Raw genomic sequence first — 16,086 nt, forward strand, 5'->3', positions numbered from 1 at the left:
AAAAGGTGCGAAGCTTCACCTTTTCTTTGCTTTATTTAGCTGACGCACTTACTTGCTTTGCTGCTTTCTGAACGGCTTTCATCACCTGTTCCGGTGTCATGTCGCCGCCAAGCATTTGCTGAACGCTCGTTAAGTACACATCTGCGATTTCAACATTGACATCCATATCAAACCACGGAACCATTGCTTTCGCATCAACAATATGCTGAACAGCTTCTCGCTGAACGGCTGTAGAATTTTCTGCGGTTGCCGTTCCTTGCACTGCACTGTATTTTCCGACATCTTTAACAAGCTTTTCACCCATTTTTTTCGACGTCAGAAACTGCAAAAATTCCGCCGCTTCCTTCGGATGTTTTGTTTTTGAGGCAATCATAAATCCTTCCGGTGATCCCGTTAATACTTTTGAAGATCCTTTTTGGCCGCTGATTTCAGGGAATGGGAACAACCCAAGATTCACCGGTTCAACCAGCTTGATTTCCGCTGTTTCCGCATATATCATCGCCGATTTTCCGCTCTTAAATTGCTGTCTCACATATTCGTGATCGACGGAGTTTACATGTTTATTGAAGTAAGGCATCAGCTCCTGCAGCTTTTCAAGTGCTTTCACATAGCCTTCATCAGTAAATTCACCCGTTTTGGCGTTGTAATCCTTTTTCCGGGTTTTTTCATCGACCATCCGCTGATTGAGCGTGCCGATATAGTGCGAGATGGTCCAAGTCGCCTTTGTTCCAAAGCTGATCGGCGTATAGCCATTTTCTTTCAGCTTCTTTGACACGTTCATTAATTCATCCCATGTCTTCGGAGGGGAAAGGTTCAATTTTTGAAAAATGTCTTTATTATAGAAGAATGATTTAGCGTCCATTTGCCACGGCACGCCATATTGCTTGTTTTCATAAGTAAATGGTGTAATTTGCGATTGAACGAGCTGTGATGACCAATCGGTATCATCTTTGTAGTAGGACGAGAGATCAAGTGCCTTATTGCCTCTGATGAATTTAAAAGCAAACTCGTCACTCCAAGAGAAGTAAATATCAGGAGGGCTGGCGGTTCCCAGCATGACCTTAATTTTATCTTTATAAGAGTCATTTAAAACGGCTTCAATTTGAATGTGGATATCCGGGTGCTCTTTTTCAAATTCCTTAACAACCTCTTCAAAATAACTTTTTTCCGGCTCCTTCGGCCATCTGTGGAACAATTTTAATGTCACCTTTCCATCCGCTGAACTGCCCTGGCTCGAACAGCCCGCAATGGTGAACATACTGACAGCTGCAATGATCAAAAACAACAACATTTTCTTCAAAGGGTTGGCCTCCTCTGGACATTAGACTATAATGTTATATAACATTATAGTCTAATGCATAATCATTCTTCAGTTTCAGATCAATATTCAACTTTCCACATGTATCTTCTATGAGATAAAGGATGATTTCTCGCCTCTGCCAGCTCGTCCGCATAGCGTCTCAGCACACGGTTGAGAACGAGCGGAGCAAGATAGCCTTTAACTGAATCGTCAATTGCAGTGAAATCATAAGATGCAGCATCAAGCACAGTGAGTTTTTTTCCATATTTTTTCGAGAAGGTAAGCGCCCGCTCTTCCAGAGGTCTTGTTTCGTCTAAACCGAGCAGGATGATAAACGGCACGGATTCATCAATAATTTCAAACGGTCCGTGAAAATATTCTCCGGCATGAATGGCGTGGGAATGAATCCATTGCATTTCCATGAGAATGCAGATGCTATAAGAGTACGCGACACCATAGTTTGCACCGCTTGCCATTGTGTAAATAATGTTCTCTTTTTCATGAGCTTTTGCAAATTGCTTTGCATTGTCAGCTTCTTGCTTAAGGGCTTCTTCGTACACAGCCTGTAATTGATCTAAACCTTCAATCGCTTGTTCAAATTTTGTATTGTTTTCTAATACTTGCAGGACGCCGAAAACGATTTGATACAGAACACCATAGTTCGTATTGATCGCAAGCGCCTCATTCCCCCAATCATACTGGGCAACATATTGCGCTTCCTGCGCTAAAGGAGACTCCGGTTTATACGTCATTGCAATCGTAAGTGCGCCTTTACCCCTTGCAAACGCGGCAGCTTTGACCGTTTCCGGGGTATTTCCCGAATGCGAGCACAAAATAACTAGAGACTTCTCACCAAGCTGAACAGGATTGCGCTGAATAAATTCATTAGAGCTGTAAAGGTCGGAGTTCATTGAATTTGACTCCCTGTCAAACACATACTTACTCGGATACATAAGGGCTGAAGAGCCTCCGCATGCGACAAAGAATACATGGTCAATGGTTTTCCCTTTCAAATCCTGCAAGAAAGCTTGAACCTCACGATTTACTTTTGATGTGACCTGACTCAAATCCTTCACTCCCTATTTTTATTATATAACGTTATATAACATTATATATTGTTATATTAAAGTCTGAGGATGAGATTGTCAATATTATTTTCAGAAATTTCCCAATAGTTTATACAAAGTGATAGCCAAAGGGCCTATCTGTAGAAAAATGTCCAAATCAAAAGCCAGAGCTTAACATAAGCTCTGGCTTCGCTATTCAATCCGCAGACTGACTTTTATTTAAAAAATGCCTTGTCTATATTGTACTTCGATTGCTGTGTATTGATGATATATGTTTCATAAATGTCTCTATCCATTGGCTCATCAACTACACAGACTTCAATTTTATATACTTCGTCTCTATGTTGTTTGATCGGTGAGACATTGTCTTCAAAATGCTTCTTAATTCTTTGTCTTAGCTTTCTGGCTTTGCCGACAAACAGCAGCTCATCATGAATATTGTAAAACATAAAGATGCCGCCTTTATCCCTTGGTATCTGATGAAAATCGATGAATCCGTATATCGCCTTTATTTTTGGCTCGTTCTCATTCGCTGACTGCTGTCGTTCGGTAATCGTGACATTCGGTGCAGGTATCTCAATTTTTATCAAAATCAGTTCACGTCCTCTTTTTCATTAAATATAAATGCTAACACAGACAGAAAGAAAAGAAAAGCTAGAACAGCTTTATACTATTTGTTTGTTATGCTTCTACTTATTATGCAACGCTCCGGCTGGATCATAAGGGCTAAGGTCAATTTCTGTCTGCTTCCCGAGAACCAGCTTCGCGAGCTCAGAACCCAAAAACGGCCCCATCGTTAATCCCGAAGCACCTAAACCGTTAGCGGCAAAAAGACCTTGAACGTTCGGCATAGCGCCGATAACCGGCAGAAAACCCGGCGTGAAAGGCCTGAAACCCACTCTTGTTTCAACGGCAGACGCATCAGCAAGACCAGGTGCTGACGCTAGCGCTTTGCTCAATACTTCATGCTGTCCTCCGGCCGTCACACGCAAATCATCAAGATCGGCATCATTTTCGTGCGTAGCGCCCGCTATAATTCGACCGTTTTCAAATGAAAGAATGTACTGATCGTTTGGCGGCATCACAACCGGCCATGATCCAGTATCCGTGTCCATCATTTCAAAATGCATAATCTGCGCTTTCTGGAAGGACACTTGAAAATGAATGCCAAGAGGTTTCATGATCTCATTGGCCCATGCCCCCGCTGTTACAATCACCGCGTCAGCCGCAAACTGCTGTGTATCTGTTTGCACCCCAGTAACCGTTCCGTTTTCAAAAAGCAAGGATGCATTTCCTTTAATGATCACTGCGCCGCGTTTTTTCGCAGCGCTTAAAAGAGACCGGCGCAGCGCTCTTCCGTTCACACGCGCGGCGCCACTGATATGAACCGATTCATAGCCGTCAGCTAAAATCGGAAACAGCTTTTTCGTTTCACTTGCGGACAAGCGGGTAATATCACCGATTTCCGGGGCATCCTCCCGTCTCTTATGGGCCCGCTCCTCCATCTTATCTAGCTTCAGCGTATCCGTATGAATACTGATCGCACCGACACGCTTATATCCTGTATCCGTTTCTCCATCCTCTTCTAATTGATGGATTAAATCCGTATAATACCGCGCGCCTCCCTTAGCAAGCTGGTACCAATCCTGGTTGCGGCGCTGGGAAAGCCAAGGACAGACGATCCCGGCAGCCGCATCAGTTGCTTGTCCCGGCTCGTTTCGATCAATAACAGTAACCTGGGCGCCTGATTGTGCGAGATGATAAGCCGTCGACGCACCTAATATGCCGGCGCCGACGATAATATAAGATTTCATATGTTAACACCTTTTCTATTATAATGTCTTTTCATTTTACCAAATCGAATGCTTTCCTTCGACCTTATGCCCTAATATGAAAAAACCGCGAATTCCGTCCAATCTTTTCATTCTCCTATCGAATATCCTGTCACTATCAATAGAGAAAGGATGGATACCATGAGCGAGCAACATCAAGTAAACCCAGAAAACACAGAGCGCGATGCGCCAGTTGCAAATGTCTCAAACAGCGGTAATTCAAAAGTTGTGGTCAGCGTAAATACAGATCAGGATCAGGCGCAGAAACAAGCCGGACAAGGATAATGAAGAAAAATATTATTCCTATCAACAGACACACTCAAGACCTGCCCACTAATGAATCCGTGGTTAAAAACAGCGGCAACTCAGAAGTTCATATCGACATTCACATTGATACAATGCCAATCGCCTTTGCTATTTTATGCTCAGCATTAGCCGCAAAGCAGATGTCAAAAGAGGAGTTTGATACGGCTTATCACCAATTATTAGAAATGAAAAACACTCATAGCTCAACAGTGGACTCTGTCATGGATATTCAACCCAATGATATACCTGACAGTTAAAAAAGCAGCCGTAGGTTTAAATAATGCCTGCGGCTTTCTCTCATTTAAATAATAAAAATCCATTTGTTAACATTTTATACATATTGTGTAGAAGGAAGCGAGCTTTCTTTATCTAATTAGTAATGTGTAAGAAAAAATAAAAAAGGAGTGTTACAAATGAAAGGTAAAAAAGCTATTATTTCTGCACTATCAGTGTCTGCTTTGGCTTTCAGTTTAAGCGGTGTGGCATCTGCTGAGGAAATGTCGGCTGCACCGGCATCTTCCATTCAAAATGCCTCACATAGTCCGATAAAAGTCATGGATGCCTTTTATCAGATGAAAGTAAACAGCTACTTAAATATTGCCAGAGCTGGAGCTACTAGCTACGTAGTAACCTCCGGCCGTGATTATATCTCAGTCAGTCAAAGCGGAATGGTATACAGCAAATCTATACCTGGGTCTGCCCAAGTCACAATCTATAAAGGATCGAGCGTACTAGGCGTTGTAACGATCAGCGTTCGTCAATAAATAGACAAAACCCGGCGGAAACATCCGCCGGGTTTCATTTATATTAACCGATACTACCTTCCATTTCGACTATGATTACACGCAAGAAAAACACAAATGCGCATAAAATAAGGGTTTGCGCTGTTTTGCGTTATCGTTTTTTAAAAGATTTTAGTGAAAAAGTTTATTTTTCGGTATCAAAAGTGGTATCACGTTTTTCTTGGGATAAAGAAAATATGGATTATATAAAGCCCGCCTTATATGAGACGGGCTTTTGTCTATTAGATAGGATCAATATTCGAATCAGCTTCAGAAATCCATGTTTTAGTTATTGTATAATCTGACTTGAATTGACCATCTCATTTCGCTCTCTTTATAAGATTTAGACCATGAGGTATATCCCGTTGATGGTGAGAATTATCACCCCAGCTCTCAATTGTACCGTCGTTTTTTAAAGCCAAGGAGTGAGCTGCTCCCGCTGCAATAGCTATAACATTATTTAATCCTTTAGGTATATCCAGTTGTTGGTTAGCATTATCACCCCAGCCCACAATTGTACCGTCGTTTTTTAAGGCTAAGCAGTGATCTGTTCCCGCTGCAATAGCTATAACATTATTTAATCCTTTAGGTACCTCGAAACAAGGAGTACCAGAAACTCCCCTCGTCCCCCAGGACACAACGATACCGTCACTTCTTAAGGCTAAGGAGTATTCATTTCCCGCTGCGATAGCTTTAACATTAGTTAACCCGTAAGGTACATCTGTTTTGTGAAATTCGTTTTGTCCCCATGCTACAACTGTTCCATCATTTCTTAATGCAAGAGAATGAAGAGTACCTGCAGCAATATCCGTCACATTATTTAAAGTAGATGGCACCGTTTTTTGATTAAATCGGTTATCCCCCCATGCCACAACTATACCATCTTTTCTTAATGCAAGAGAATGAGCACCACCAGCAGCCACAGCAATTACATTATTTAAATCGGTAGGTACAGTGGATTGATTAAATTTATTGTTACCCCATGCAGTAACAGTCCCGTCAATTCTTAATGCTAAGCAATGCCTATGGCCTGCATCAATAGAAATTATATTAGATAAGCCGGTAGGAATATCACATTGATGAGAATCGTTCTCCCCCCACACTGCAATCGTACCATCAATTTTCAGAGCCATCCCATGATTTGCAAAAGTTGAAATCTTATAGCCAGAGTTAAAATAGTCAAGTACCCAGTCCTTAGACAGATCAGTTGTTGTTAAGTAATTTTCGTTAAATAAGCCTTTATAATAATTTAAAAAGGGCACATTATCATAGTGTATATTTTGTAAAAACACAGTATCCGTAGGGAGGATATTATCTCCTTGAGAGCCAGAACGTTTGATAATCTTCCATTTTTGCTTACTTATATTTTCATCTTTAAAGTAATAATAAACACCTTGTGGCCATGCTCCTAGATAGTTTTTTCCATCCTTTATATATTCACTCGTTTTTATCTTTACTACATCCCCGTTTTTTAATATTTGGTTGTTCGCCTTAACCACCTGAAGTAGAATGGCATCCTCCCCCAATATAGGAGCGGGGTTTTTTCTTTGCTGCACGTAACCTACTTCAGTACGCAAGGTTCCATGCAAAATATTTGATTGCGGTGTTTCACCAATAAAAATTCCATTCGCTTTTAAACTGTTCTCAACCAAGGATAGATGTAGTATTGCAGAAATGTTGAAAAAGTAATAGTCGGTCTTTTTCTTATCAGATGCTTTCTGTGCTGCTGTCAACCAAGCATCTATATTATAGTCCTCAGGAACTCTCAAGGGCTCTCCATTGACTATAATTCTGCTGATGTTTTTTTTCCAGTCATTGCACTGGTCATTATTTTTCTTTTGCAGTATTTCCAGTACAACATTTAAAGTATTGTCATCTATGGGATCAAATATTTTAGGATCAAACCTTGTGTGATTTATTATTCGTCTCATTGCCGTTACCATTTGCCTGAATGCATCCAGAAATAAAGTTGAATTGTTTTTTATAATAGGTACTTTTTGTCCTTTCCATTGAGAATGATATGAGTAATGTAAATATGGGTAATCCGGTAAATGTCCCATACGACCATGTCCTAAATAACTATAAGAATTAAATGCCAGGGCGTCAGGAGAACGTTCATCAATTTTTATTAAATCACCGGTATCCATATTTGTTACTTCTTTCTCTGTTTCATTAATAAACCATGCAGGTATGCCAGCAAAGTTGCAATGAGCCCATGTATCTGCCATAACGTGCATTCTTAATCCAATCAGATGTAAAATGTAGTCTTCACCAGTATGATTTATTGTGTCATTGATCATTTCTGAAACCAGCAAGCTATCTTTCTGACATAAAAGCTTAAATTCTTCATTGGATTCATCATCAAAATACCATTTATAAGTCCCGGTCGAATCGCTACTGCTTCTTGTACCATTATATACTTGAATGTCACTGTTTGCACCGTAGTTCCCCGGCAGCATATGAAAAGGAACCCACACCCTTGCTGCATTTATAAGTTTTGTTTCCGACCACCATATGTCATCATAAATTAACTCACTCAATTGTTGTGCAGTCGGGACCGGAGATAATCCCGGTAAATATGCAGTATTTATCATTGATATCGAAGAGTCATCTACATATTGGGCCGCATAAGCAATTTTCTGTGCGTCTTGATATCTAAAACCAGCAGTCATTGCAGCAACATAAGTTGCATAGTAATGAAAATCTTTATTCACAAAAAATTCCTCCTAAGCAGTTCCGTTTAATAATATACATCGTGTCCCTATTCTCGCATAATATTCAGACACCAGGAGAAACCCTCTCTTACGCAGTCAACAGAGGAAATATTAACACTTGGGCGTGAATGTATTCGGACTACAAAATTAAAAGAAGCGATTGGTGGTCATCTATCTGACTCAAGCGTGCTATTTACTAATTTATGGAGGGCATTTAGCTTCTATACGACTTCTAAAGGCTTGGCTCATTACCGATTCAAGCCCGACGGAAAACAATAACGCAACTACAATAGGTTGCCAAGAAAATCGGCGAGCCACCGGGCAGAATAACGCAGTTAACTGTTGGAATTAATTGTTGCATAAAATAGAGATACATCTTTTAGTTTTGTTCAATGCATAAGGATCTCATTTTCCACACAGCGGCCACATACGTCGCAAGCTTCGAGCCCTTTCCTCTTGATTAGGCTCTCGATCGCCTAGCCCAAATGGTCTCAATGGAAATCAATCCTTCCGTATCCTCCTTCCATTATCAAATTTCTCCATAGTATGTGCAGCATACGCAAGTAGTCGGGTAAAAAATTCAAACCGGCACGAACCGATCCTCACAAAGAAAAACCCTTGGTATTTCTTAATATACCAAGGGTTTCATTTATATTAACCGATTGAACCTTCCATTTCGACTATGATTGCGGGCAAGAAAAACACAAATGCGCATAAAATAAGGGTTTGCGCTGTTTTGCGTTATCGTTTTTTTATAGATTTCAGTGAAAAAGTTTATTTTTCGGTATCAAAAGTGGTATCACGTTTTTCTTGGGCTAAAGAAAATATGGATTATATAAAGTCCCTCTCTAATGAGTCGGGACTTTTTCGTTTTACAAAACAGGAATAAAGACACAGATCAAAGTAATCATTTTCTTTAAATACAAAGACTTTTCAATTATTCCTCTTTTCCTCGTGATAAGATTTTGTTGTGAAATTCCAAAAGAAGGGATATGAAGATGAAAGTATTTGAAGCCAAAACACTGCTTTCCGAAGCAGATAAACGCGCCAAGGAATACAAAGAATTAAGAAGTCAGATGGTCAATCTAAAAAAGGCTTTTAAAGCTGTAGCTGATTTAGATGACAGTGAGTTTTCCGGCAAAGGCGCCGACAACATTAAAGCATTTTATCAAGACTACGCAGGTGTAGCTGACAATTGGATTGACTTACTTGATATGAAAATTGCTTTCTTGACAAGCATTTCCGGCACTTTAGAGTACGCCAGCTTATCTGATGCTTATATAGAAGAATCCTTCTTAGAACACGAGCTGTCTAACGCCTACACAAAATCAAAAACGATTATGTCTGAACAAAAGAAAGCTATGAAAGATATTTTACATGATATCGACGATATTCTTCCGCTTGATTTGTTCTCGACAGAAACCTTTAAAGACGAACTCGCCGATACGGAGAACCAACGCAAAAAAACAGTCAATAAAATAGACAGCGCTGACGAAGCACTTGTTTCTGAATATGCCCAGTCAGAGCCAAACGAGCAATTCATCAAGAAGGACTTCCAAAAGCTTGAGGAATCCACAGGCAAAGGAAAAAACGCTACGCCCATTCACTACAATGCTAAAGCTTATCGAGAAAGTGACATACATAAGAAAAAAGGCGATATTGAGAAACAGACTGAAGCTTATTTGAAGATCAAAAAAGATGAAGCGAAAGAGCGAGAAATCAAGGATTTAAAGAAGAAGCTAGCAGACGGAGTGACAGATCCGGATGAATACTTAGAAATCGCCAAGAAGGTCGGCTATGAGAATCTAGAGCCGTCTCAAGTGCAGCTTGCAGTGCAAATTGAACAAGCGAAGCAGCTAGAAGGAGCAGGAGAAATCACCTGGGATATCGTAAAAGGTGTAGGAGTAGGCTTATATGATGTAGGAAAAGACACTGTAACCGGGACTTCATTACCGATCCAGGAGAAACACTCTCAGCACTGGGCAATGCAGCTATGCATCCAGTGAAAACATACGATGCCATTTCAGCAGCAATTGAAGAGTCATATCAAAAGGATATGACGAATGGAGATGCCTATTCTAGATCAAGATGGGTAACGTATGCAATTGGTTCGGTGGCTGTAGCTATATTTGGAACGAAAGGCGCAGGAGCAATTAACAAAGCAGATGCAGCGGGTAAAGTAATAAACAAGGCAAGTCAAGCAGGTAAGAAAATCAAGGACGTTAAGATACCAGATTTGCTACCTTATAACCCTAAATACGATCTTGCCCTAGCTGATAATGTGCCATACAATGTGGTTGATAGCCTAAACCTTAAGAATGAACTCTTGACTAATGCGAAGAAATTAGATGAGAGCAGAAAGCCATTTACAGGTCAGGAAATAAATCTCCCTTGGTTAAATAAAGAAAAGTATGGAGCTGTTGAAATAGACGGCAATGTAAAAGTTAAAGGACAAAGTAGAGATGTAAGCCGTAGAGTCTATACACTAAAGGACATTGATGTTAATCAAAAAACCCCAAAAGGAAAAACTAATCTGAAATTAATGAAAGATGGTAAGTCTCCTTATGCTAAAGACGGAACACAGATTAACCTACATCATCTCATACAAGAAGAAAGTGGACCATTGCTTGAGATACCTAATAGTTTACATACAAAGTATAGCGATGTAATACATGGCCTTAAAGGTAATGGAGAAAGTTTTAGGAACGATGTTTATTTGGAGAAACAGTACAATAACTTTAAGACAAGGTATTGGAGATGGAGAGCAAAACAATATGAGAAAGAATAAGGAGTTATAAATCATGGATTTTTATTTGAAAATAAAGGAATTCTTAGCTGAAAATGCTAAGGAAAAAGATTTCACAGGTGGAATTGAAGGAGATAAAATTTTAAAAATAGAACAAGATCTTCAAGTCACACTTCCAGATAGCTACAAATGGTTTCTTAGAAATTATGGTTCTGGCGGAGTTTATGGAATCGATTTATTAGGCTATGATTTGGGTGGCGCTTCAGTTGTGGAAACAACCAGAGAGTATCGTGAATATAGAGAATTACCAAGTGGTTTAGTAGTTATAGAACATGTTGATTTTTTTGGATATTGCTTAGATACTACGCAAATGAACCAAGGAGAATGTCCAGTTATTATTTGGAGTGAATTCGGTGGCTATAAAGAACTTGATTCATCAAATTTTATAAAGTTCTTTTATGAAAGGCTTCTTGAGATGAAAGAAAACTGGGAAGAAGATGAAGACTGGGACGATTAAGCAAAAGTATTGCAATTTAGAGCCCCTCATTATATGAGAGGCTCTTTTATTGCATCAATTACGCTTTTGTTTTAGCTCTGTAATTCAAATCATTATCAAAATATTAACAAATAGCATAATTGAATCCTTATTTAATTTAAAATGTAAATATCCATTTTAAAAAGAGGGTTTTAGTGTGCTTCAAGAAAAATATCCAAAGGATAGGACTCTTTATTTAGTTTTAATTGCTTTTATAGGGTTGAATTTCGCTAATAATGTACTTAATGATATATATAGATTGGGTACAATTGGTTGGTGTCACACTATTCAAAATGGAGTTGCAAAAGTCGTTTGTGAAAACATGTAATATCCCTAATTTACATACCCTGGTTCTAAACAAATAAAAGGACGCAACTGAAAACCAGTTGCGTCCTTTTTTGTGAAACAATTAACCGATTGAACCTTCCATTTCGAACTTAATCAAACGGTTCATTTCAACTGCGTATTCCATTGGAAGCTCTTTTGTGAATGGCTCGATGAAGCCCATTACGATCATTTCAGTCGCTTCTTCTTCAGAAATGCCGCGGCTCATCAAGTAGAAGAGCTGCTCTTCAGATACTTTAGACACTTTCGCTTCGTGCTCTAATGAAATGTTATCATTTAAGATTTCATTGTAAGGAATGGTGTCTGATGTTGATTTGTTATCCATAATGAGCGTATCGCACTCGATGTTAGAGCGGGCACCTTCCGCTTTGCGTCCGAAGTGGACGATTCCGCGGTACGTTACTTTTCCGCCTTGTTTTGAAATCGATTTTGATACGATTGTGGATGATGTGTTTGGTGCAAGGTGAATCATTTTCGCACCCGCATCCTGATGCTGGCCTTTACCCGCAAGAGCGATAGAAAGCGTCATACCGCGCGCGCCTTCGCCTTTTAGGATACAAGCCGGATATTTCATTGTCAGTCTAGAACCGATGTTGCCGTCGATCCATTCCATTGTTGCGTTTTCTTCACAAATCGTACGCTTTGTTACAAGGTTGTAAACGTTGTTCGCCCAGTTTTGGATCGTTGTATAACGACAGTAGCCGCCTTTTTTGACGATGATCTCAACAACCGCACTGTGAAGCGAGTTTGTTGTGTAAACAGGCGCAGTACAGCCTTCAACGTAATGAACGCTTGCTTCTTCGTCAACGATGATCAACGTACGTTCGAACTGACCCATGTTTTCAGAGTTGATGCGGAAGTAAGCTTGAAGCGGTGTTTCAACCTTTACGCCTTTAGGCACGTAGATGAAAGATCCGCCGGACCAAACAGCTGAGTTAAGCGCCGCAAACTTGTTATCAGTCGGCGGGATCACTTTTGCCCAGTGCTCACGGAAAATATCTTCATTTTCTTTCAGGGCGCTGTCAGTGTCTTTAAAGACGATGCCCTGCGCTTCAAGGTCTTCTTTCATGTTGTGGTATACAACCTCAGATTCGTACTGAGCAGAAACACCCGCAAGGTATTTTTGTTCAGCTTCAGGAATACCGAGCTTGTCGAATGTTTGCTTAATTTCGTCAGGAACTTCATCCCAAGAACGCTCTGAACGCTCAGACGGTTTTACGTAGTACGTAATTTCGTCAAAGTTCAGTGAGTTTAAATCTCCGCCCCATTGCGGCATCGGCATGTTGTAGAAATGCTCAAGTGATTTCAAGCGGAAATCAAGCATCCATTGAGGCTCTTCTTTCATGCGAGAAATTTCTTCTACGATTTCTTTTGTCAATCCGCGCTCTGAACGGAAAATGGAAACGTCTTTGTCGTGAAAACCATACTTGTATTCACCAATATCAGGCATTTTTTTAGCCATCCATTTTCACTCCAATCCTTTTAATTGCCGCCTTCTTCTTTTGCGACTCCTTTTTCAAGTGCTTTCCATGACAGGGTTGCACATTTGATACGGGCCGGGAATTTTGAAACGCCTTGAAGGGCTTCAATATCCTCGAGATCTATAGAATCATCATAATCTTTGCCTTGCATCATATCCGAGAAAATCTTAGACATGGAAAGGGCTGTTTCGATATCTTTCCCTTTAATCGCCTGAGTCATCATCGAAGCGGATGCCATTGAAATGGAACAGCCTTCCCCTTCAAATTTCGCATCTTCCACGATGTCTCCATCAAGCTTCATTGTCAGTCTGATGCGGTCGCCGCATGTCGGATTGTTCATATCCACGACGATGCTGTCATTCAAAACCCCTTTGTTGCGGGGGTTTTTGTAATGATCCATAATCACCTGTCTGTACAATGTATCTAAATTTGCATTAAAAGACATTTGTAAAATACTCCTTTGTCTTTTGAAGAGCTTCCACAAGCTTATCAATCTCTTCCTCTGTATTATACAGATAAAAGCTTGCTCTCGCAGTAGCAGATACATCCAGCCATTTCATCAGCGGCTGCGCGCAATGATGGCCAGCTCTTACAGCAATCCCTTCCGCATCAAGTACGGTTGCCACATCATGAGGATGAACATCATCGAGGTTAAATGTGACAAGGCCGGCACGCTCTTCCGGTCCGTAAACTGTTACACCGTCAAGCTGGCGGAAGCGTTCAAGCGCATAAGCTGCAAGCTTGTGCTCATGGCGAGAGATTTCATCAAGACCGATTTCTTCGAGAAAATCAATAGCGGCACCGAGTCCGATTGCTCCTGCAATAATCGGCGTACCCGCTTCGAATTTCCACGGAAGCTCTTTCCAAGTTGATTCATAAAGCCCGACAAAGTCGATCATTTCACCGCCGAATTCGGCAGGCTCCATGTTTTCCAGCAGGTCTTTCTTTCCGTACAGCACACCAACGCCGGTAGGACCGCACATTTTATGGGAAGAAAGCGCAAAGAAGTCGCAATCGAGATCCTGCACGTCAATTTTCATGTGAGGTGTGCTTTGCGCACCGTCCACCACAATGACAGCCCCATTGTCATGAGCGATTTTCGCAATGTCTTTAATCGGGTTGATCGTGCCGAGGACGTTAGATACATGAGACACTGCAACAATTTTCGTGTTGCTTGTGACCGTTTCTCTGACGTCTTCTAAAGAAATCGTTCCGTCTTTTTGCAGCGGAATATATTTTAATGTGGCTCCAGTCGCTTTGACAGCCTGCTGCCACGGAATGATATTCGCATGATGCTCCATATAAGTGATGACCACTTCATCACCCGGTTTTAGGTTGGCGCGCGCATAGCTTAACGCCACCATATTCAGAGATGTGGTCGTGCCTTTTGTGAAAATAATCTCAGCCATTGACTTCGCGTTAATAAACTTGCGGACTTTTTCACGCGCACCTTCATAACCATCTGTCGCTCTGGTTCCAAGTGTATGGACGCCCCGGTGAACATTGGAATTGTATTGGTTATAATACTTATCCAGTGTTTCAATGACAGCACGCGGCTTCTGGGAAGTCGCCGCGCTGTCGAGATAGACGAGATCATGTCCGTTCACTTGCTGATGAAGGATCGGGAACTGTTCACGAATATCTGTGATATTCATTACTTCACTTTCCTTTCGATAACAGAAACTAATTGTTTCTTAACGCCTTCAATCGGAAGTTCGTTTACTACCGGCGCAAGGAAGCCGTAGATGACTAAACGTTCTGCTTCTTCTTTCGCAATTCCGCGGCTCATCAAGTAGTAAAGCTGAACAGGATCCACACGGCCGACAGATGCCGCATGTCCTGCAGTTACATCGTCTTCGTCAATTAAAAGAATAGGGTTTGCGTCTCCGCGTGCTTTTTCACTGAGCATCAGTACACGTGATTCTTGCTCCGCATTCGCTTTTGAAGCGCCATGTTCGATTTTACCGATTCCGTTAAAGATAGAAGAAGCGGAATCCTTCATCACACCGTGCTTCAAGATATAACCTTCTGAAGCTTTACCGAAATGGATGATTTGTGTTGTAAAGTTCTCTGTTTGCTCTCCTCTTCCGACAACAACCGTTTTCGTATCGCCATATGTGCCGTCACCGTAAAGGTTTGTTGTATTTTCAGAAATCGTGTCACCATCATTCATGAGACCTAGAGCCCACTCGATTTTGCTGTCGCGTCCGCGCGCAGCACCGCGGCGGTTCACATATGTTGTCACACCGCTAGACAGATTATCCACCGCACCGTATGTCACGCTGGCATTATCACCTGTGATGACCTCACTGATAATATTGAAGACAGCGTCTTTCGGGTTTACAGTGCTGATATAGTTTTCTACATATGTGACAGAGCTGTGGTCTTCAGCCACAATCAGCACATGGTTGAATAGCGCTGTATCGTTGCTTTCGTGGACATAAACAGCCTGAATCGGTGTCTCCACCTGAACATTTTTCGGTACATAAAGGAATGCTCCGCCATTCATAAGAGCCGCGTGAAGCGCAGTTAATTTATGCTCATCAACCTTCACGCCATCCTTCATAAAGTACTTCTCCACCAAGTCGCTGTGCTCGCGGGCTGCAGTCAAAATGTCAGTGTAAATGACGCCTTTGTCTTTCAATTCCTGCGAAAGAGAAAGGTGTGCCGGCGTCTGGTCACGCTGTACGTATAATGTTTTATCTTCGTTTTCTATATCAATCAGCGCTTTTACTTCATCAGTCAAATCTTCTAATGAAGAAAGCGGTTCGTTATCAACTGTATGCTTCGCGAAATTCGTGAAGTTCCAGTTTGTGATTTTTGTTTTGTCAGGCTTTGGCATCGGCAGATCCTCAGCTTGTTCAAGAGCCTGTAAGCGCAGGTCTTTCAGCCAGGCAGGTTCTTGATGCTTTTCGGAAAAGCTTTTGAGATACTCCTGATCTACAGATAGTTTTGTACCTAGTGTCATGTTAATCCCC

14 protein-coding genes and 2 pseudogenes are annotated in these 16,086 nt (G+C 41.1%); 7 read left to right on the forward strand and 9 right to left on the reverse strand.

The genetic code is table 11. From position 1 onward, the window contains the following. Nucleotides 1-31: 31 nt before the first annotated feature. From BTW01_RS13515 to BTW01_RS13530, 4 genes are all read right to left on the reverse strand, one after another. Nucleotides 32-1,300 carry an ABC transporter substrate-binding protein gene (locus BTW01_RS13515; RefSeq protein ID WP_162103474.1) on the reverse strand — a complete coding sequence of 423 codons (1,269 nt, stop codon included), beginning with the start codon at nt 1,298-1,300 and terminating at the stop codon, nt 32-34. 80 nt (nt 1,301-1,380) lie between these two features. Next, on the reverse strand, nt 1,381-2,367 hold the full coding sequence (frlB, locus tag BTW01_RS13520) for a fructosamine deglycase FrlB (protein ID WP_162103475.1): 987 nt from the start codon (nt 2,365-2,367) through the stop codon (nt 1,381-1,383). Between the two features lie 215 nt (nt 2,368-2,582). Next, complete coding sequence (locus tag BTW01_RS13525) at nt 2,583-2,957, reverse strand: nucleotide excision repair endonuclease (protein WP_162103476.1); 375 nt, start codon at nt 2,955-2,957, stop codon at nt 2,583-2,585. Nucleotides 2,958-3,056: 99 nt separating this feature from the next. Continuing rightward, nucleotides 3,057-4,181 carry an NAD(P)/FAD-dependent oxidoreductase gene (locus BTW01_RS13530; RefSeq protein WP_162103477.1) on the reverse strand — a complete coding sequence of 375 codons (1,125 nt, stop codon included), beginning with the start codon at nt 4,179-4,181 and terminating at the stop codon, nt 3,057-3,059. A 159-nt stretch (nt 4,182-4,340) separates the two neighbouring features. Between BTW01_RS13530 and BTW01_RS13535 the strand changes: the two genes are divergently transcribed. The 3 genes from BTW01_RS13535 (at nt 4,341) to BTW01_RS13545 (ending at nt 5,269) form a co-directional block, all read left to right on the forward strand. Then, on the forward strand, nt 4,341-4,484 hold the full coding sequence (locus tag BTW01_RS13535) for a spore protein (protein ID WP_162103478.1): 144 nt from the start codon (nt 4,341-4,343) through the stop codon (nt 4,482-4,484). Further along, complete coding sequence (locus tag BTW01_RS13540) at nt 4,484-4,762, forward strand: hypothetical protein (RefSeq protein ID WP_162103479.1); 279 nt, start codon at nt 4,484-4,486, stop codon at nt 4,760-4,762. Before BTW01_RS13535 ends, BTW01_RS13540 begins: the two co-directional genes overlap by 1 nt. Before the next feature lie 156 nt (nt 4,763-4,918). Beyond that, nucleotides 4,919-5,269 (forward strand): hypothetical protein, encoded by a 351-nt coding sequence (locus tag BTW01_RS13545; protein ID WP_162103480.1) that lies wholly within the window; start codon nt 4,919-4,921, stop codon nt 5,267-5,269. Between the two features lie 338 nt (nt 5,270-5,607). On the opposite strand, the gene BTW01_RS13550 is transcribed toward BTW01_RS13545, so the two are convergent. Then, the gene (locus BTW01_RS13550) at nt 5,608-8,001 is read right to left on the reverse strand and encodes a DUF6765 family protein (protein ID WP_162103481.1); all 2,394 of its coding nucleotides are present in this window, start codon (nt 7,999-8,001) and stop codon (nt 5,608-5,610) included. A gap of 117 nt (nt 8,002-8,118) precedes the next feature. Between BTW01_RS13550 and BTW01_RS18500 the strand changes: the two are divergent. The 4 genes and pseudogenes from BTW01_RS18500 to BTW01_RS13565 all read left to right on the forward strand — a co-directional run. Next, nucleotides 8,119-8,277, forward strand: a pseudogene (locus BTW01_RS18500) (IS1595 family transposase); the annotation flags it as partial. A gap of 722 nt (nt 8,278-8,999) precedes the next feature. Continuing rightward, nucleotides 9,000-10,789, forward strand: a pseudogene (locus tag BTW01_RS13555) (T7SS effector LXG polymorphic toxin). A 13-nt stretch (nt 10,790-10,802) separates the two neighbouring features. Continuing rightward, nucleotides 10,803-11,264 (forward strand): SMI1/KNR4 family protein, encoded by a 462-nt coding sequence (locus BTW01_RS13560; RefSeq protein ID WP_162103482.1) that lies wholly within the window; start codon nt 10,803-10,805, stop codon nt 11,262-11,264. A gap of 175 nt (nt 11,265-11,439) precedes the next feature. After that, nucleotides 11,440-11,610 carry a hypothetical protein gene (locus tag BTW01_RS13565; protein ID WP_162103483.1) on the forward strand — a complete coding sequence of 57 codons (171 nt, stop codon included), beginning with the start codon at nt 11,440-11,442 and terminating at the stop codon, nt 11,608-11,610. Nucleotides 11,611-11,691: 81 nt separating this feature from the next. On the opposite strand, the gene sufB is transcribed toward BTW01_RS13565, so the two are convergent. Genes sufB through sufD form a run of 4 tightly spaced genes read right to left on the reverse strand, consistent with a single transcriptional unit; the run spans nt 11,692 to nt 16,076 of the window. Beyond that, a complete protein-coding gene (gene sufB / locus BTW01_RS13570) occupies nt 11,692-13,089 on the reverse strand; it encodes a Fe-S cluster assembly protein SufB (protein WP_162103484.1) in 1,398 nt (465 codons plus the stop codon). 20 nt (nt 13,090-13,109) lie between these two features. Further along, on the reverse strand, nt 13,110-13,553 hold the full coding sequence (gene sufU, locus BTW01_RS13575; RefSeq protein ID WP_162103485.1) for a Fe-S cluster assembly sulfur transfer protein SufU: 444 nt from the start codon (nt 13,551-13,553) through the stop codon (nt 13,110-13,112). Continuing rightward, entirely contained in the window at nt 13,543-14,763 is a 1,221-nt protein-coding gene (gene sufS / locus BTW01_RS13580; RefSeq protein WP_162103486.1) for a cysteine desulfurase SufS, read from the reverse strand. Before sufS ends, sufU begins: the two co-directional genes overlap by 11 nt. Then, the gene (gene sufD / locus BTW01_RS13585) at nt 14,763-16,076 is read right to left on the reverse strand and encodes a Fe-S cluster assembly protein SufD (RefSeq protein ID WP_162103487.1); all 1,314 of its coding nucleotides are present in this window, start codon (nt 16,074-16,076) and stop codon (nt 14,763-14,765) included. Before sufD ends, sufS begins: the two co-directional genes overlap by 1 nt. Nucleotides 16,077-16,086: the final 10 nt, after the last annotated feature.

Source organism: Bacillus sp. SKDU12, assembly GCF_010093085.1.
Taxonomy (GTDB): Bacteria; Bacillota; Bacilli; order Bacillales; family Bacillaceae; genus Bacillus; species Bacillus mexicanus.

Bases quoted from the DNA above. Each gene is read 5' to 3' on its own strand.
- sufU (WP_162103485.1), bottom strand. From the start codon at position 13,553: ATGTCTTTTAATGCAAATTTAGATACATTGTACAGACAGGTGATTATG.
- BTW01_RS13530 (WP_162103477.1), bottom strand. From the start codon at position 4,181: ATGAAATCTTATATTATCGTCGGCGCCGGCATATTAGGTGCGTCGACG.
- BTW01_RS13540 (WP_162103479.1), top strand. From the start codon at position 4,484: ATGAAGAAAAATATTATTCCTATCAACAGACACACTCAAGACCTGCCC.
- BTW01_RS13535 (WP_162103478.1), top strand. From the start codon at position 4,341: ATGAGCGAGCAACATCAAGTAAACCCAGAAAACACAGAGCGCGATGCG.
- BTW01_RS13545 (WP_162103480.1), top strand. From the start codon at position 4,919: ATGAAAGGTAAAAAAGCTATTATTTCTGCACTATCAGTGTCTGCTTTG.
- sufD (WP_162103487.1), bottom strand. From the start codon at position 16,076: ATGACACTAGGTACAAAACTATCTGTAGATCAGGAGTATCTCAAAAGC.
- sufB (WP_162103484.1), bottom strand. From the start codon at position 13,089: ATGGCTAAAAAAATGCCTGATATTGGTGAATACAAGTATGGTTTTCAC.
- sufS (WP_162103486.1), bottom strand. From the start codon at position 14,763: ATGAATATCACAGATATTCGTGAACAGTTCCCGATCCTTCATCAGCAA.
- BTW01_RS13560 (WP_162103482.1), top strand. From the start codon at position 10,803: ATGGATTTTTATTTGAAAATAAAGGAATTCTTAGCTGAAAATGCTAAG.